The sequence below is a fragment of the Gluconacetobacter asukensis genome, from assembly GCF_014174375.1.
Taxonomy (GTDB): Bacteria; Pseudomonadota; Alphaproteobacteria; order Acetobacterales; family Acetobacteraceae; genus Gluconacetobacter; species Gluconacetobacter asukensis.
This window is the reverse complement of sequence record NZ_JABEQE010000012.1, coordinates 82,522-98,915: the sequence shown is the minus strand read 5'-3', so window position 1 is coordinate 98,915 and position 16,394 is coordinate 82,522. Positions and strand designations below refer to the sequence as shown.

Sequence of the window (16,394 nt, the reverse complement as noted above, 5' to 3'; positions counted from 1 at the left end):
CGGGCCCAATCGAGCGTCTTACGGCGTATTGGCCACCGTGCTTTCCAGCACGGCGAACAGCGCTGAATAATCGTCGTTCGGGTGCAGCCGCCGCGTCAGGGACAGCAATTGGGTGGTGGCGGCCATGGTCGGCACCGGGGCCGCAACGCGGGCAGCGGCGTCCAGCAGCAGCCGCATGTCCTTCTGCATCAGCCGGGTCGGGAATTGCGGCCGGAAATCGCCGGTCCGCGCCGCTTTCAGCTTGCGCTTGTGGTGGGGCGAGATCACCGCGACCGAATCCAGGGCCTCGAACAGCATGTCGCGCTCCAGCCCGGCGGCCAGCCCGTAGCATACGCCCTCGGCAACCGCCGCCAGCCCCACGCCCATAATGCCGTTGATCACCAGCTTCAGCTTCGAGCCGCTGCCTGCCGGCCCGGCATGGATCGTCGTCTTGCCGATAATGTCGAAGATCGGCTGGGCCCGCGCGACACTCTGCGCATCCCCGCCGACCAGCACCACCAGCGCCCCGGCATCGGCCTCGGGCGTGCTGCCCGAGACCGGGGCATCCAGCGCGGCGATCCCGCGTTCCCCGGCGGCTGCGGCCAGCGCCAGCGAGGCCTCGGGCGATACCGAACTGGTGTTGATCAGCAATTGTCCCGCCGCCATGCCCGCCAGCGCGCCGTCAGGCCCGTAGGCGGCACTGGTCAGCGCCTCGTCGTCGGGGACGCAGAGGATGACCGTTCCGCCGGCCGCTTCGGCCAGCAGACGCGGCGAGGGCAGGAAGCGTGTGTCGCCGTCGCCGCCCTTGCCGGACGGGGTGTAAGCCACGATCTGGTAGCCTGCGGCCTGAAGATTGCGGCCCATGCGGCTGGCCATGGCGCCGAAGCCGATAAAGCCGACAGTGCCTGCCGTGCCGCGCTCAGAGAAATCGGGCATGATCCTGCTCCTTTTCTTTTTCGTCCCGTTTGCGGCAGGGTGCCGGACGATCCCGGTGGTGTCACGTCCCCAGGCGGTCCGCCGATCCGGCCCCATTTTCCAGAAGGCGTCCTGCATGCGTGTCTTCCGCTACCCTTCTCCGCCACCCTCCTCGATCACGCCGCACGCTCTCTGGCTGTCGCGGCGCGACCTGCTGGCGGCGGGTGCCGCCGCCGGCCTCGTCGGCGGCATCCTGCCGTCCCGCGCGGCCAGGGCGGTGGATCTGGCGGCGCAGCCTGGCCCCCTGTCGGGCGAGGGGCTGAAGCCCACACCGCTGCGCGACGTGACGCACTACAATAATTTCTACGAATTCGGGCTTGAGAAGACCGACCCTGCCGAACGCTCCGGCGATTTCCACCCGCGTCCATGGACCGTGCGGGTCGAAGGCATGGTGGCCAAACCCCGCACCTATGACATCGACGCGCTGCTGGGGCGGAAGCTGGAAGAGCGGATCTATCGCATGCGCTGTGTCGAGGCGTGGTCGATGGTCATCCCCTGGATCGGATTCGCGCTGCGCGACCTTCTGGCCGAGGTCGAACCGCTGGGCAGCGCGAAATATGTCGCCTTCGAATCGGTGGTGCGCCCGTCGGAAATGCCGGGGCAGGGCGGGGTGCTGCCGGTTCTGGACTGGCCCTATGTCGAGGGGCTGCGCCTGGACGAGGCCATGCATCCGCTGACGATCCTGGCGGTCGGGCTGTACGGCCAGACGCTGCCCAACCAGAACGGGGCGCCGGTGCGGCTGGTCGTGCCGTGGAAATACGGGTTCAAGGGCATCAAGTCGATCGTGCGCATCCGGCTAACCGACCGGCAGCCTCGCACGTCATGGAACGTGCGCGCGCCCGACGAATACGGGTTCTACGCCAACGTCAATCCCGCCGTGGACCATCCGCGCTGGAGCCAGGCGAGCGAGCGGCCGATCGGGGCCGGCGGCGGGTTTTTCGGCGCAAGCCGGCAGCTGACCCTGCCGTTCAACGGCTATGGCGAACAGGTGGCGGGCCTGTATGCCGGCATGGACCTGCGGCGCGATTTCTGATGGCGGCGCGGCGAGGGAGATCGGCCGGCCTGATCCGGCTGGCGTTGTATGGCATCGGGCTGGTGCCGGCGGTGGTCTCGTTCGTCCTGGGGGCGACGAACCGGCTGGGGGCCGACCCGGTCAACACGTTCGAGCGCACGCTGGGCCTGTGGGCCCTGCGGTTCCTGATCCTGTCGCTGTGCATCACGCCGCTGCGGGACCTGACCGGGGTCAATCTGGTCCGCTACCGGCGGGCGGTGGGGCTGCTGGCCTTCTGGTATGCGCTGTTCCATCTGTCGGCCTATGTGGCGCTCGACCAGGGATTCGACCTGCACACCCTGCTGGCCGACGTGACCACACGGCCCTTCATCATCCTGGGCATGGTCGCCTTCACCATTTTGTCCGCGCTGGCCGCGACGTCCAATGGCTGGGCCATCCGCAGGCTGGGGCGGCGCTGGAAGGCACTGCATCGCTGGGTCTATGCCGCCGCGATCTGCGCCGCCATCCATTTCATCCTGTCTTTCAAGGTCATACGGGTCGAGACGCTGCTCTATGGCCTGGTCGTGGCCGCCCTGCTGGCCTTCCGGGTCTATCGGGCGGCACCTCGCCGCGCGAAAGCCCCGCCGGTCTGAGAGCCTGACCGAAAACGCGCGCTGGCGGCGATCCAGCGCGCGTTGCCTGCGCTTCGGTGCTCATGGCCATCAAGGCCACTCCGCTCCGATGCTCGGCAACACACGCCGGGCGCGGCCCTATGGGCCGCTCTCGCTCGCCAGCCCGCATTTTCGGTCAGGCTCTGAGGCGCGCGTGCCGTATCGTGGCAGGTGGTTCCCTTGCCATGATGCGGGAAAAGCCTGACAGTCATGCGGTAATGGAATGGACAGAAGCGCCATTCCGACGGGGAAGTCCGAAAAATGGAAGAAATAAAAAGGAAGAGGCGGAATCTGTATTCACCCCCCGCTTGTCGTGGCGGGCAAGGCGGGTCAGGATCGGCTCGCGCAGAGATGATGCCTCGGAAAACCGGTTCAGATGGCAAGAGGTTGAGGCGTTCCGGTGGACCGGACCGGGTGATGGCTGTGCGATACCGTATGTGCGATGTGCGGAGTGTCCGCGACGATACGGCCCGCATGGCACCCGGTTCAGGTTCGTCCGGTTCATGGACGATCACCCTTTCCCGCCTTCGGTCCGCCGCGATGGGACCGGCGGCCCAGACCGTATTCACAGGCCTCGGCCTGCGCGCCTCGTTCCGGAGAATGTCATGACCTCGCATACGACCCGAACCGAATCCGCCTATGACGTCGTCCTGATCGGCGGAGGGGTCATGAGCGCCACGTTGGGCGCGCTTCTCAAGCTTTTGCAGCCGGACTGGTCGATCGGGATGTTCGGGCGTCTGGACAACGTGGCGAAGGAAAGTTCCAACGCCTGGAACAATGCCGGCACGGGCCATGCCGCGCTGTGCGAGCTGAATTACACGCCGTCGCGCGCCGACGGCACGATCGACATTTCCAAGGCCGTCGGCGTGAACGAGGCATTCCAGCTTTCGCGCCAGTTCTGGGCCTATCTGGTCGAATCGGGCGTGATCGCCTCGCCCCGCGCGTTCCTCAACCCGATTCCGCACATGAGCTTCGTCTGGGGCGACGAGAATTGCGATTACCTGCGCCGCCGCTACGAAGCACTGAAGGATCACCCGCTGTTCGGCGGCATGCGGTTCTCGACCGACCCGGCTCAACTCGCGCAGTGGATGCCGCTGGTGATGGAGGGCCGCACCGCCGGCACCAAGCTGGCCGCGACCTGGATCGCGTCGGGGACCGACGTGAATTTCGGCGCGCTGACGCATCTGCTGGTGAACTTCCTGTCGGGCCAGCAGGGTTTCGACCTGAAACTGTCGCATGAGGTCGAGGATCTGAAGCAGGACGCCTCCGGCGCCTGGCGCGTTTCGGTGCGCGACCTCACGACGAACACCACCGTGCCGGTGGCCGCGCGCTTCGTCTTCATCGGCGCCGGCGGCGGCGCGCTGCCGCTGCTGCAGAAGACCGGCATCCCCGAATCGAAGGGGGTTGGCGGCTTCCCGGTCAGCGGGCAGTTCCTGCGCTGCACCAACCCGGATATCATCGCCCGTCACCATGCCAAGGTCTACGGCAAGGCATCGGTCGGCGCGCCGCCGATGTCGGTGCCGCATCTGGATACCCGCGTGATCGACGGCAAGGAGGGGCTGCTGTTCGGCCCCTATGCCGGCTTCTCGACCAAGTTCCTGAAGCAGGGGTCGCTGTGGGACCTGCCGAAATCGATTCGCATGGACAATCTGGGCGCCATGCTGGCCGTGGCCCGCGACAATATGCCGCTGACCCGCTACCTGGTGCAGCAGGTCCTGCAATCCAACGAGACGCGCCTCAACGCGCTGCGCGATTTCGTCCCGAACGCCCGGTCCGAGGATTGGGAACTGATTACCGCCGGCCAGCGCGTGCAGGTGATCAAGAAGGACGAAAAGAAGGGCGGCGTCCTGCAATTCGGCACCGAAGTCATCACCGGCGCCAACGGCACGGTCGCGGCCCTGCTGGGGGCCTCGCCGGGGGCCTCGACCGCCGTGTCGATCATGCTGACCGTGATCAGCAAATGCTTTGCCAGCGAACTGCCGCGCTGGGACGCGAAGCTGAAGGAAATGATTCCGTCCTATGGCGGCCCGCTGGCCGACCGGCCCGACCTGTGCGCCCATGTCCATGACTGGACGACGCGGGCCCTGCAACTCGAGGGCTGAGGCCCAACCAGACTGTGGAGCCGGGCAGGGCGCCGTGTGGCGGCCCTGCCCGGCTCCGGTGTCCGTCAGTCTTCGTCGTGGTCCAGTTCGCTGAACTGGTCCGCCGGGTGGCGGACGGGGGCCTGCTGCTGGCGGGTCACGCGGGCCTCGCCCTGGCGGCGGGTGAACTGCGCCGCGATGTCGGCGAGCTCGATGAACTGGTCGGCCTGGCGCCGCAGATCATCGCCGATCAGCGGCGGCGAGGTGCGGACGGACGAGACGACCGTGGTCCGCACGCCCTGGCGCTGAACGCTTTCCAGCAGGCGCCGGAAATCCGCATCGCCACTGAACAGGATGGCATGGTCGATCTTGGGGGCCATCTCCATCATGTCGACGGCAAGCTCGATATCCATGCTGCCCTTCACGCGCCGGCGTCCGTTCTGGTCGACGAATTCCCGCGCCGTCTTGGTGACGAGCGAATAACCGTTATAGACCAGCCAGTCGGTCAGGGGCTTGAGGGGCGAATATTCCTCGCTTTCCAGGATCGCGGAATAATAATAAGCGCGGATGATGTGACATTTGGAACGGAAGAATGTCAGCAGATTACGGTAATCGACGTCGAACCCCAGATGACGGGAGGCCGAGTAGAGACTTGAGCCGTCGATAAAAAGACATGTACGTTCGTCGGGTTGAAAAAACATGGGCCTTGAATCCTTGTAGTATGGCCTGAGCTAGAAATGTCGCGCGGATTGATTGCCGCACTTAACAATATGCCCACCAGGCGGAAGGGTAGAGCCGCCGGGGGCAAATTGATATGGGCGAATAAGGCATATGATGTTCCTTTTGCAAAACGCTGAAACGCCCGCGCCATCGGGTGCGCGCCATGGAATTGCGGTGCGGCCTGCGCGGCGGTGGGCCCGATGATTCTGATCGCGATCGGGGCCAATCTGCCGCGCGAAGGGGGCAGCACGCCGATCGAGACCTGCCGCTGGGCGGTCGGGCGTATCGCCACCATTCCCGGATTGCGGGTCACGGCGGTCTCGGCATGGTATGAAAGCGCGCCGGTCCCGCCATCCGGCCAGCCGCCCTATGTCAATGGCGTGGTGGCGGCGGAAGGGGAGATCGACCCGGTGACGCTGCTGGCCGCCCTGCAGGCGATCGAGGCCGAGGCCGGGCGGCGGCGTACGGTCGCCAACGCCGCGCGGCCGCTCGACCTGGATATTGTGGCCATGGGGGACTGTGTGCGCGATGCCCCCGATCCCATCCTGCCGCATCCCCGGGCGGAAGAGCGGGCGTTCGTCCTGCTGCCGTTGCGCGATGTGGCGCCGGCCTGGTGCAATCCCAGGACCGGGCATGATATCGGGGCGTCGATCGCGGCCCTCGCGGACCAGCAGATCCGCCGTCTGGAAGGCGCGTGACACGCGGACCTTGCGTTTGGCCTTCGTTGTGGATAAAATTGTTTTTTTAACTAATTTACTCCGGAGGCCTGCCTCATGGCTCGCGTCACCGTCGAAGATTGCGTCGAACGGGTTCCCAATCGCTTCGAACTGGTTCTGCTGGCGGCGCAGCGCGCGCGCGGCCTGTCGCGTGGCGAGGAGCTGACGATCGACCGCGACAACGACAAGAACCCGGTCGTTGCACTGCGTGAAATCGCGGACCAGACGATCGAACTGGAACAGATCCGCAGCGACCTGGTTCGTTCGCTGGCCCGCGCGCCCGAGCCCGAGCCCGCGGATGAGGAAGTGATGGACCTGATCCCGACCGAGCAGAACATTTTCGGTCTCCAGGACGTTTCGGCCGAGGAAGAGGCGGCCCACGGGGCCGGCATGTCGGCCGAGGAACTGGAGGCCGCGATCGAGGCCGAGCTGGGCGGCCGTACGCGGCGATAAGCCAATGGCAGCGGACGCGGCCGGCCCTGCCGACACGGTACATGTCGCCGCCCAGGCGCCGGCCTCGCCCGCGTCCGTGCCTGAACCGGAAGAGGGTGAACCCGCCGGGACCACACAGCCCCCCGCCCGCGTCATTTCCTGCGAAGGGCTTGTGCGGCGTGTCCGCACCTATGCCCCGGATGCCGATCTCGACCTGATCCGCCGGGCCTTCGCCGTCGCGCAGGAGGCCCATGCCGGGCAGGTCCGCGACAACGGCGACCCTTACATTACCCATCCGCTGGCGGTGGCCAGCATCCTCGCCGGCTTCCATCTCGACCCGTCCTCGATCGCAACCGCGCTGCTGCACGATACGATCGAGGATACCGGCGTCACGCATGAGCGGCTGCGCGCCGAATTCGGGCCGGCCATTGCCGACCTGGTGGATGGCGTCACCAAGCTGACCCGGCTGGAGCTCCAGTCCGACCGCACCAAGCAGGCCGAGAATTTCCGCAAGCTGGTGCTCGCGATGTCCAAGGACATCCGGGTGCTGATCGTCAAGCTGGCGGACCGGCTGCATAATATGCGCACGCTGCATTACGTGCAGCGGCTCGACCGGCGCCAGCGCATCGCGCGCGAGACCATGGAAATCTATGCGCCCCTGGCCGGGCGCATCGGCATGGACAAGGTCAAGACCGAACTCCAGAACCTGTCCTTCGCGGAGCTGGAGCCGGAAGCCAACGCGACCATCCGCGCGCGCCTGAACTATTTGCGCGGCCAGGGCGCCGACGTGATCGAAGAAGTGCGGCGCGAGCTGGTCCGGCTGTGCCGCGATGCCGGGCTGGGCGAGGTCGAAGTGTCGGGGCGCGAAAAATCGCCCTTCTCGATCTGGGAAAAGATGCAGAAGCGCAATGTCGCCTTCGAGCAGCTTTCCGACATCATGGCCTTCCGCATCATCGTGCCGACGCGCGAGGCCTGCTACGTGGCGCTGGGGGCGGTCCATGCCGCGTTCCCCGTCATCGTCGGCCGGTTCAAGGACTACATCTCCACGCCCAAGGCCAACGGCTATCAGAGCCTGCATACGGGCGTGACGCTGCGCTATCCGCGCAACCAGAAGATCGAGGTGCAGATCCGCACTGCCGAGATGCACGACATCGCCGAGAACGGCGTGGCATCGCACTGGATGTACAAGCAATTGCCCGGCGCCGGCGGCGATGCCGCGCGGGTGGGCACGGGCCTGCGCTGGGTGCAGGACCTTCTGGACATCCTGGAGGATTCGGCGGCACCCGACGAATTCCTGGAAAATACCAAGCTCGAACTCTACCAGGACCAGGTCTTCTGCTTCTCGCCCAAGGGGCAACTCATCTCGCTGCCACGGGGCGCAACGCCGGTCGATTTCGCCTATGCGGTGCACAGCCAGGTCGGTGACACCTGTGTGGGCGCGCGGATCAACGGGCGGCTGATGCCGCTGCGCCACGAATTGCAGAACGGCGACCAGGTCGAGATCATGACGGCACGCGGCGGCACGCCGTCGCCGTCGTGGGAGCGGTTCGTCGTCACCGGCAAGGCACGGGCACGCATCCGCCGCCATGTCGCCGCCCAGCAGCGCGAAGCCCATGTCGATGGCGGCCGCGCCGCCTTGGCCAAAGCCTTCCGGCAGGAGGGCGTGGACGGGTCGGAAAAGGTGCTGGAGAGCATCCTGTCCGACCTGAAACAGGCTTCGGTCGAAGATCTGTATGTCGCGGTCGGCAACGGCAATATCGGGCCGCGCGACGTGGTGCATGCGGCCTATCCCGAACTGCGCCAGACGCCGCGCGCGCCGCGCATGGTGCCGGGTATCCCCATGCGTGCACCCACGCGCACCGGGCGGCCCAAATCGGGCGGCGGCATGGCGCTGGCCGGCATCGGCCCCGGCATCGCGGTCCATTTCGCGGGCTGCTGCCATCCGCTGCCCGGGGACCGGATCGTGGGGATCGTCGCGACCGGCAAGGGCATCACCATCCACACAGCCGGTTGCCAGACGCTGGAGAGCTTCGCCGCCACGCCCGAGCGTTTCATGGACGTGGACTGGGATTACGACGTGATCGCCCGGGGCACGAGCGAGCCGCATATCGGGCGGCTCAGCATCGTCGCCGCCAACGAGCCCTCGATCCTGGCGACCCTGACCAATGTCGCCTCCAAGCATGACGGCACCATCGTCAATCTGCGCATCGTGAACCGCCAGCTCGATTTCATGGAGATCCTGGCGGATATCGAGGTGCGCGACCTGCGCCATCTGTCGTCGCTGATCGCCGCGATGCGCGCCTCCAGCAGCGTCGTCCAGGTGGAGCGGGCGAAAGGATGAGCCTGCTCGGCATCGGGTCCGACCTGTGCGATATCCGGCGCATCGAACGCGCGCTGGATCGCCACGGCGAACGGTTTCTGGACCGGGTCTTCACCGAAGCCGAACGGCGGCGGGCCGACCGGCGGAAGGGGCAGGCGCGGCTCGGGGCCTATGCCAAGCGGTGGGCGGCGAAGGAAGCCTGCGCCAAGGCACTGGGAACCGGATTTTCGCTCGGCGTGTTCCATCGCGACCTGGGGGTCGACAATCTGCCGACCGGCCAGCCCGTCATGGTCCTGACCGGCGGGGCCCGGGCGCGGCTGGACGCCCTGCTGCCGCCCGGCGAGGCCGCCCGGATTCTGCTGACCATGACCGACGAATATCCCTATGCGTTCGCGCAGGTGATGATCGACGCTGGTCCAGCCCCCTAGGATCGGGCTAAGGTCGGCGCGCCGGGTGGGGATGGTCCCCCTCGCTTCATCCGCGGGCTTGCCGTCCGGCCCCCTCGGCCAGACCTCCCGCATCATTTCCGGATTCAGACATCATCCCTATGGACGACCCGCACAAGACCCACATGTCCCCCCTCTCCTCAGGGGGTATTCTTCCGGCCTTGCGCGGCGTCTGGGACCTGGTCCGCACCATCGTCATCGCCGGCGCGCTGGCGATCGGGGTGCGCACCGTGCTGTTCGAGCCGTTCAACATTCCCTCCGGATCGATGATCCCGACCTTGCAGGTCGGGGATTATCTCTGGGTCGCCAAATACAGCTACGGCTACTCCCATTTCTCGCTGCCATGGTCTCCCGATCTGTTCAGCGGGCGCATTTTCGAAAGCACACCTCATCGTGGCGATGTCGCGGTCTTCCGCTTCACCAGGGACACGTCGATCGACTATATCAAACGCATCGTCGGCCTGCCGGGCGACCGGGTGCAGGTCCGGGGGGGCGAACTCTACCTCAACGACGTGCTGGTGCCCCGCGTGGCCAAGGGCGATTACGTCGCGGTGGACGAGCATCGCACCCGCATGGAAGGCCAGCGCTTCCAGGAAACGCTCCCGGGCAGCGCCGGCGCACCGCCGGTCGAGCATGATATCCTGAAGCTGACAAACGAGGGATTTCAGAACGATACCCCTGTCTATGTCGTGCCGCCGGGCTATTTCTTCGCAATGGGCGACAATCGCGACGACAGCGCCGACAGCCGCTTCATGGGCGACGACCCGGAGGATCTGGGCTTCGTGCCGATGGAAAACCTGATCGGCCAGGCCAAATGGATCTTCCTGTCGCTCGACGCGCGCTATCCGGTATGGGAATTCTGGATGTGGCCGGCCGAAATCCGCTGGAACCGCCTGTTCATGGGCGTGCGATGAGCGGAGAAGACGCCGTGGACGATGTCGCGCCGTCCTCCGGACCCGGCGGCGACGTGGCGGCAGTCGAGGCACGGCTGGGCTATCATTTCCGCCGGACCGACCTGCTGCGCGAAGCACTGACCCACCGCTCGGCCGCGCATCAGCGCAGCGCCGGGTCGGGGCGTCGCGGCCGCCAGCCGGCATCGCGCCGTGGGGCCGGATCGAACGAACGGCTGGAATTCATCGGTGACCGCGTTCTGGGCCTCCTGATGGCGGAATGGCTGCTCGAGCGCTTCCCCGACGAGCAGGAAGGCGCGTTGGGACCCCGCCATGCCCATCTGGTCTCGCGTCCGGTCCTGGCCGCCATAGCCGGCGCGATGGACCTGACACAGGCCCTGGACGTGGCCGAACACGAGGCCCGCGCCGGCGTGCGGCAGATGGCCAATGTGCTGGCCGACGCGGTCGAAGCGATTCTGGGCGCGATGTATCTGGATGGCGGGCTGGAACCCGCGCGCCGTTTCGTGCGTGCGGCCTGGAACGATGCGATCATCGCCCAGGCCCGACCGCCCAAGGACCCCAAGACCGCCTTGCAGGAATGGGTGCTGGCCCGCGGGCAACCGCTGCCATCCTATCGGACGGTCCTGGTCGACGGGCCGTCGCATGCCCCCCGGTTCGTGATCGCAGTGACGGCCGGTGGCCAGTCAGGCGAAGGGGAGGCCGGCAGCAAGCGTGCTGCCGAAAGCGCAGCGGCGGCAGACCTGCTGCGGCGGATCGGATGACGGATTATTATGGCGAGGAGACGACCTCGCTGGAAAGGGTACAGGATATGACCACCCGCTGCGGCTTTGTCGCTATCGTCGGTGCGCCGAATGCCGGGAAATCGACATTGCTGAACCGGATGGCGGGGGCGAAACTGTCCATCGTCAGTCCGAAGGCGCAGACGACCCGCTTTCGCGTGCTGGGCATCCTGATGCGGGGCGCCAGCCAGATCCTGCTGGTGGACACACCAGGCATTTTCAAGCCCCGGCGCAAGCTGGACCGCGCAATGGTCGCTGCGGCGTGGACCGGGGCCGAGGACGCCGACATCACGCTGCTGCTGATCGACGCGCGTCGCGGCCTGTGTGACACGGTGCGCCCCATTGTCGAGCAGTTGGCCAAGACGCGCCGCCGCGTCTGGCTGGTGTTGAACAAAACCGACCTGGTGGACCGCCAGGCGCTGCTGCCGCTGACGGCCGAATTGTCCGGCCTGCTGGACGTTGAGCATGTCTACATGGTCAGCGCGCGCAGTGGTGACGGGGTGGACGACCTGCTGGACGCACTGGGTGCCGCGGTGCCCGAGGGGCCATACCTCTATCCTGAGGATGACCTGACCGATCTGCCCGACCGCCTGCTGGCGGCTGAACTGGTGCGCGAGCAGATCTTTCTCCAGACGCACGAAGAAGTGCCCTATGCCGCGACCGCCGAAACCGAAAGCTTCCGCGAGCAGCCCGACGGTTCGGTGCGGATCGAGGTAACGATTTATGTGGCGCGAGCGGGGCACAAGGCGATCCTGATCGGCGAGAAAGGCAGCCGTATCCGCTCGATCGGCGAGAAAGCGCGCAAGGATCTGTCTCGTCTGCTGGGCAGGACATGCCATCTGTTTCTGAACGTGAAGGAACGCGCCGGTTGGGACGAGGAGAAGGCACGCCTGCGCGCCATCGGACTGGACGACGCCCCTTGAACCGGGAATGATTTCGGAACGAAGAGCGTGCTTGTGACCGATCCTAAGGGGGGATAAGAGGATCGGCGTAAGTCTGGCCCGGATGGGGGACACCCCCGTGAGGAGCCATCATGTGAGCAATCGGGGGACCTCGTGACGGATCGTGAAGCACAAGACGTTCAGGGTTACCGCCGTGTCCTGCTGAAAATTTCGGGCGAAGCCCTGATGGGCGACGGCTCGTACGGCATCGATCCTGAAATGGTGGATACCATCGCCAGCGATGTGGCCACCGTGGCCCGGGCCGGGGTCGAGGTCTGCCTGGTGATCGGCGGCGGCAATATCTTCCGCGGTGTCGCGGCTGCCGCGCGGGGCATGGACCGCGCGCAGGGCGATTATGCCGGCATGCTGGCGACCGTGATCAACGCCCTGATGGTGCAGAACGCACTGGAACGGCACGGCGTGCCGACCCGCGTGATGTCGGCCATCCATATGTCGTCGGTGGCGGAGCCTTATATCCGCCGGCGGGCAGTCCGCCATATGGAAAAAGGCCGTGTGGTCATTTTCGCGGCGGGAACGGGCAATCCTTTCTTTACCACCGACACGGCAGCCGCCTTGCGCGCTGCCGAAATGGAGTGCGACGCGCTGCTGAAGGGCACGCAGGTCGATGGCGTCTATTCGGCCGACCCGCGCAAGGTCGCGGACGCCACGCGCTTCGAGACGCTGACCTATCTCGACGTCCTGGCGCGCGATCTGCATGTGATGGACGCTGCGGCCATCAGTCTGGCGCGCGAAAACCGGCTGCCCATCCTCGTGTTCAATATCCATGCGCCGGGGGCGTTTCCCCAGGTAATGCGGGGTGAGGGGCTGTATACCAAGATCGTCGAGGCATCCTGACAGCTTCGCTGACCCGGCGATCATGCGGCGGGATATGATATGTTGCGATGGGTGGCCGCTCCGGCGGCTGCCCTGCTTGAGTGTGGAGGGCCATTGTGGCTGCTGATCAGAAGACACTGCTGGATGACCTTGTCCGCCGGATGGACGGCGCGCTGGAGAGCCTGCGCCGCGACTTCGCGGGATTGCGATCGGGACGGGCCAGCCCCGCCCTGATCGAGCCGGTGCGGGTTGAGGCATATGGCGGTGAAGTACCGTTGACGCAGGTTGGGTCGATCGCGGTGCCCGAGGCCCGGATGCTGACCGTACAGGTGTGGGATCGGTCGCTGGTCGGCGCGGTGGAGCGTGCGATTCGCGATAGCGGGCTTGGCCTGAACCCGGCGGCAGACGGGCAGACCGTGCGGGTGCCCATTCCGCAGTTGACCGAGGAGCGCCGCAATGACCTAGCCCGTACCGCCGGCAAATATTCCGAGAACGCGAAGATCGCGGTGCGCGGCGTGCGGCGTGACGGCATGGACCAGACGAAGACGCTCGAAAAGAAGAGCGAGATCAGCCAGGATGAGGTGAAGGTCTGGTCCGAGGCGATTCAGAAGCTGACCGACCAGTATGTGAAGCGAATCGACGACATGCTCGCGGAAAAGGAACGCGAGATCAAGCAGGTCTGACCTCGCTGTGACTGTGGGCTCCGTACCCGGCCCGGCGGCCGGGACAACAGACGCGCAGACACCTCCGACGCCCCCGCCGACTGTGGCGGGGCGTGGCAATGGCGGTGCCGTTCCGGCCCCGCCGGGGCATGTCGCATTGATCATGGACGGCAATGGGCGCTGGGCGATGGCCCGCGGGCTGCCCCGTGCTGCGGGGCATAACGCGGGCGCCGAGGCAGTGCGGCGTTGCGTCCAGGCTGCGATCAAGCGCGGAGTCCGATATCTGACATTATATGCCTTTTCCTCGGAAAACTGGCGCCGGACGCCCGACGAGGTGGCGGACCTGACATCTTTGCTCCGCTATTATCTACGGCACAAAGTGGCCGAGCTGTCGCGCGAGGGGGTGCGGATCCGCATTATCGGCGATCTGTCGCGCTTTGACGTCGAGGTACGAGCCGAAGCAAAACGGGCAGAAGATGCAACCGCCGCAAACCATCGGCTGACGCTGGTGCTGGCATTGTCCTATGGCGGACGGGCCGACATCATGCAGGCAGCGAAGCATGTGGCTCTGGCCGTGCGTGATGGCACGCTGGACCCAGACCGGCTGGACGAGGCCCTGTTCGGGCGTTTCCTGCTCACAGCCGATCTGCCCGACCCCGATCTGATCATCCGCACCAGCGGCGAATGCCGCTTGTCCAACTTTCTGCTCTGGCAGTCGGCCTATGCCGAGTTGGTGTTTCTTGACACGCTCTGGCCGGATTTCAATGAGCAGCATTTCGACGCTGCGCTGGACATGTTCGCCCGGCGTGAAAGGCGATTCGGTGCCCGACCCACGCTCTGAGCCTACCGCCATTCCAAGTGGGGGCAGGAACTGGAAGGACCTTCGTGCCCGTCTGATTTCTGCCGCCGTGCTGGTCCCCATGGCTGCGCTATGCATATGGGCGGGAGGGGCTGCTTATGCAGTGCTCGTCCTGCTGGCCACGGCGGGCATGGCGGTGGAGTGGGGGCGCCTGTTCGGGTTGCACGCCCGGTCCTGGCGCGGCGCGCTGTATGTCGCCTGGCCGGTTGCCGCCATGGCGGCGGCGTTGGGCGGACACTGGCTGGAGGCCTTCCTGGTCATTGGCGGAGCATTCGTGTTTGGTCCGGCGCTGTGGAGCGGCCAGGTAGTGATCGGCTGTGCAGGGCTGGCGCTGCTGTGGCTGCGGCTGATGACAGTGCCGGGCGCCGGTGTCGTACTGTTCGTCATCACCTGTGTCGCCATCAGCGACAGTGGGGCCTATCTGATCGGCCGCCTGATCGGCGGGCCCAAGCTGGCGCCTGCGATCTCGCCGGCCAAGACATGGTCCGGATCGTTGGGAGGGCTGGCCAGCGCCATGGTGGCCGGTGGACTGGTTTGCGCGCTGGTGTCCGGACCCGATGCGTGGGGGCGCGGGGTGGCGTTCGGCGCGTTGATGGCTGTCGCGGCCCAGATTGGCGACCTGGCGGAAAGCGCGTTGAAGCGGGCGCGTGGGGTCAAGGATTCCGGCGCGATTATTCCAGGGCATGGTGGGTTGCTCGATCGTTTCGACGGGCTGCTGGTCGCAGCACCGCTAGCAGCCCTGCTGTCTCTGGGGGCGGCGGGTGGCGGGGCGTTCTGGTATGTGACGCCCGCCGGTCTGGTTTCGGCCCTGTTTGGGGCGCACGCGGATGCAGTGCCGCACGCGCTGGACGGCGGGCGTACGATCGGATTGGGATGATGGCGTGTCGACGCCGAACGGCAGGAAAGAAAGAGGCATGAAGTCAGTCACCGTTCTGGGCAGCACCGGCAGTATTGGGTGCTCCACGGTCGATCTGCTGTTGCAGGCACCGGAGCGTTTTCGCGCTGTCGCTCTGGTCGGCGGGCGCAATGTCCAGCGCTTGGCCGAGCAGGCCCGGGCATTGCGGGCCGAGCATGCCGTCATCGCTGACGAGGCCTGCCTGCCGGAATTGCGCACATTGCTGGATGGTACGGGCATTGCGGCATCAGGCGGCCGCCAGGCGGTGATCGAAGCCGCTGCGCGACCAGTGGACTGGACCATGGCCGCCATCACCGGGGCGATCGGGCTTGAGCCCACGCTGGCGGCGGTAAGGAACGGTGGTTCCGTCGCGCTGGCGAACAAGGAAGCCCTTGTCTGCGCGGGTGACGTCATGCTGCGGGCGGTGGAACTGGCCGGTGCCACGTTGCTGCCGGTCGATTCCGAACATAATGCGATCTTCCAGTCGATGGCCGACCGTCAGGTCTCTGAAGTGGAGAAGATCGTGTTGACCGCCTCGGGCGGACCATTCCGTCGGGCCACGCTTGCCGAGATGGAAAAGGCGACGCTGGAAGCGGCGCTGAAGCATCCGACATGGACGATGGGCGCCAAGATCACCATCGATTCGGCCACCATGTTCAACAAGGGGCTGGAAGTGATCGAGGCGGCACGCCTGTTTGCGCTAACCGAGGACCGGATCGGCGTCGTGGTACATCCGCAATCGGTGGTGCATGGCCTGGTCCAATACAGCGACGGCAGCATCGTGGCGCAGATGGGATCGGCCGATATGCGTATCCCGATCGCCCATACCTTGGCCTGGCCGGCACGCATGGCGACGAGCTCGCCCCGCCTGGATCTGGCGGCGTTGGGACGGATGGACTTCGAGGAGCCCGACGAGGTGCGCTTTCCCGCACTGCGGCTGGCGCGTGAATCCTTGCGCATGGGCGGCGCCGTCCCCACTATTTTGTCGGCGGCAAACGAGATTGGGGTCGAGGCGTTCCTGGGGGGCTCCATCGGGTTCCTCGACATCGCGCGGGTGGTCGAGGACGTAATGCGGGCTCTTGGACGTCAGAGTGCCGATTCGTTGGAGGAGGTGTTGCATTGGGACGAGGAAGCCCGTCGCGCGGCACGTCTGCGCACGACATCGCTCGCTGCCTGACTCAT

17 protein-coding genes are annotated in these 16,394 nt (G+C 66.2%); 15 read left to right on the top strand and 2 right to left on the bottom strand.

The genetic code is table 11. From position 1 onward, the window contains the following. Nucleotides 1–18 precede the first annotated feature (18 nt). Nucleotides 19–915 carry an NAD(P)-dependent oxidoreductase gene (locus HLH35_RS13955; RefSeq protein WP_182979708.1) on the bottom strand — a complete coding sequence of 299 codons (897 nt, stop codon included), beginning with the start codon at nucleotides 913–915 and terminating at the stop codon, nucleotides 19–21. A gap of 115 nt (nucleotides 916–1,030) precedes the next feature. Here HLH35_RS13955 and msrP point away from each other — a divergent pair, with 115 nt between their 5' ends. The 3 genes from msrP to HLH35_RS13940 all read left to right on the top strand — a co-directional run bounded on the left by msrP (nucleotide 1,031) and on the right by HLH35_RS13940 (nucleotide 4,718). After that, nucleotides 1,031–1,987 carry a protein-methionine-sulfoxide reductase catalytic subunit MsrP gene (gene msrP, locus HLH35_RS13950; protein WP_182979750.1) on the top strand — a complete coding sequence of 319 codons (957 nt, stop codon included), beginning with the start codon at nucleotides 1,031–1,033 and terminating at the stop codon, nucleotides 1,985–1,987. Next, nucleotides 1,984–2,598 carry a protein-methionine-sulfoxide reductase heme-binding subunit MsrQ gene (gene msrQ, locus HLH35_RS13945; RefSeq protein WP_182979749.1) on the top strand — a complete coding sequence of 205 codons (615 nt, stop codon included), beginning with the start codon at nucleotides 1,984–1,986 and terminating at the stop codon, nucleotides 2,596–2,598. The genes msrP and msrQ overlap by 4 nt, the downstream gene beginning before the upstream one ends. Before the next feature lie 623 nt (nucleotides 2,599–3,221). Further along, nucleotides 3,222–4,718 carry a malate:quinone oxidoreductase gene (locus tag HLH35_RS13940; protein WP_182979707.1) on the top strand — a complete coding sequence of 499 codons (1,497 nt, stop codon included), beginning with the start codon at nucleotides 3,222–3,224 and terminating at the stop codon, nucleotides 4,716–4,718. Nucleotides 4,719–4,783: 65 nt separating this feature from the next. Here the strand turns inward: HLH35_RS13940 and HLH35_RS13935 are convergent, their stop codons facing one another. Next, a complete protein-coding gene (locus HLH35_RS13935; RefSeq protein WP_182979706.1) occupies nucleotides 4,784–5,398 on the bottom strand; it encodes a LabA-like NYN domain-containing protein in 615 nt (204 codons plus the stop codon). A 219-nt stretch (nucleotides 5,399–5,617) separates the two neighbouring features. On the opposite strand from HLH35_RS13935, the gene folK reads away from it, so the two are divergent. The 12 genes from folK to dxr all read left to right on the top strand — a co-directional run bounded on the left by folK (nucleotide 5,618) and on the right by dxr (nucleotide 16,389). After that, nucleotides 5,618–6,115, top strand: coding sequence for a 2-amino-4-hydroxy-6-hydroxymethyldihydropteridine diphosphokinase (folK, locus tag HLH35_RS13930; protein ID WP_182979705.1), 498 nt, complete (start codon nucleotides 5,618–5,620; stop codon nucleotides 6,113–6,115). A gap of 75 nt (nucleotides 6,116–6,190) precedes the next feature. Further along, nucleotides 6,191–6,586, top strand: a complete 396-nt coding sequence (rpoZ, locus tag HLH35_RS13925) for a DNA-directed RNA polymerase subunit omega (RefSeq protein ID WP_182979704.1) — start codon at nucleotides 6,191–6,193, stop codon at nucleotides 6,584–6,586. Between the two features lie 76 nt (nucleotides 6,587–6,662). After that, nucleotides 6,663–8,906, top strand: a complete 2,244-nt coding sequence (locus HLH35_RS13920; protein ID WP_182979748.1) for a RelA/SpoT family protein — start codon at nucleotides 6,663–6,665, stop codon at nucleotides 8,904–8,906. Beyond that, nucleotides 8,903–9,313 (top strand): holo-ACP synthase, encoded by a 411-nt coding sequence (gene acpS / locus HLH35_RS13915; RefSeq protein ID WP_182965380.1) that lies wholly within the window; start codon nucleotides 8,903–8,905, stop codon nucleotides 9,311–9,313. Before HLH35_RS13920 ends, acpS begins: the two co-directional genes overlap by 4 nt. 143 nt (nucleotides 9,314–9,456) lie before the next feature. Continuing rightward, entirely contained in the window at nucleotides 9,457–10,245 is a 789-nt protein-coding gene (lepB, locus tag HLH35_RS13910; protein ID WP_246385099.1) for a signal peptidase I, read from the top strand. Next, entirely contained in the window at nucleotides 10,242–11,003 is a 762-nt protein-coding gene (rnc, locus tag HLH35_RS13905; RefSeq protein ID WP_182979702.1) for a ribonuclease III, read from the top strand. The genes lepB and rnc overlap by 4 nt, the downstream gene beginning before the upstream one ends. Then, on the top strand, nucleotides 11,000–11,944 hold the full coding sequence (gene era, locus HLH35_RS13900; protein ID WP_246385098.1) for a GTPase Era: 945 nt from the start codon (nucleotides 11,000–11,002) through the stop codon (nucleotides 11,942–11,944). The genes rnc and era overlap by 4 nt, the downstream gene beginning before the upstream one ends. Nucleotides 11,945–12,076: 132 nt before the next feature. Then, nucleotides 12,077–12,817: a UMP kinase gene (gene pyrH, locus HLH35_RS13895; protein WP_182965388.1), complete on the top strand. Its 741-nt coding sequence runs from the start codon at nucleotides 12,077–12,079 to the stop codon at nucleotides 12,815–12,817. 95 nt (nucleotides 12,818–12,912) lie between these two features. Further along, nucleotides 12,913–13,479, top strand: coding sequence for a ribosome recycling factor (frr, locus tag HLH35_RS13890; protein ID WP_182979701.1), 567 nt, complete (start codon nucleotides 12,913–12,915; stop codon nucleotides 13,477–13,479). 142 nt (nucleotides 13,480–13,621) lie between these two features. Further along, a complete protein-coding gene (uppS, locus tag HLH35_RS13885; protein ID WP_220790689.1) occupies nucleotides 13,622–14,299 on the top strand; it encodes a polyprenyl diphosphate synthase in 678 nt (225 codons plus the stop codon). Beyond that, a complete protein-coding gene (locus tag HLH35_RS13880) occupies nucleotides 14,265–15,194 on the top strand; it encodes a phosphatidate cytidylyltransferase (protein WP_338029359.1) in 930 nt (309 codons plus the stop codon). Before uppS ends, HLH35_RS13880 begins: the two co-directional genes overlap by 35 nt. 37 nt (nucleotides 15,195–15,231) lie before the next feature. Beyond that, complete coding sequence (gene dxr, locus HLH35_RS13875; protein WP_182979699.1) at nucleotides 15,232–16,389, top strand: 1-deoxy-D-xylulose-5-phosphate reductoisomerase; 1,158 nt, start codon at nucleotides 15,232–15,234, stop codon at nucleotides 16,387–16,389. Nucleotides 16,390–16,394 lie beyond the last annotated feature (5 nt).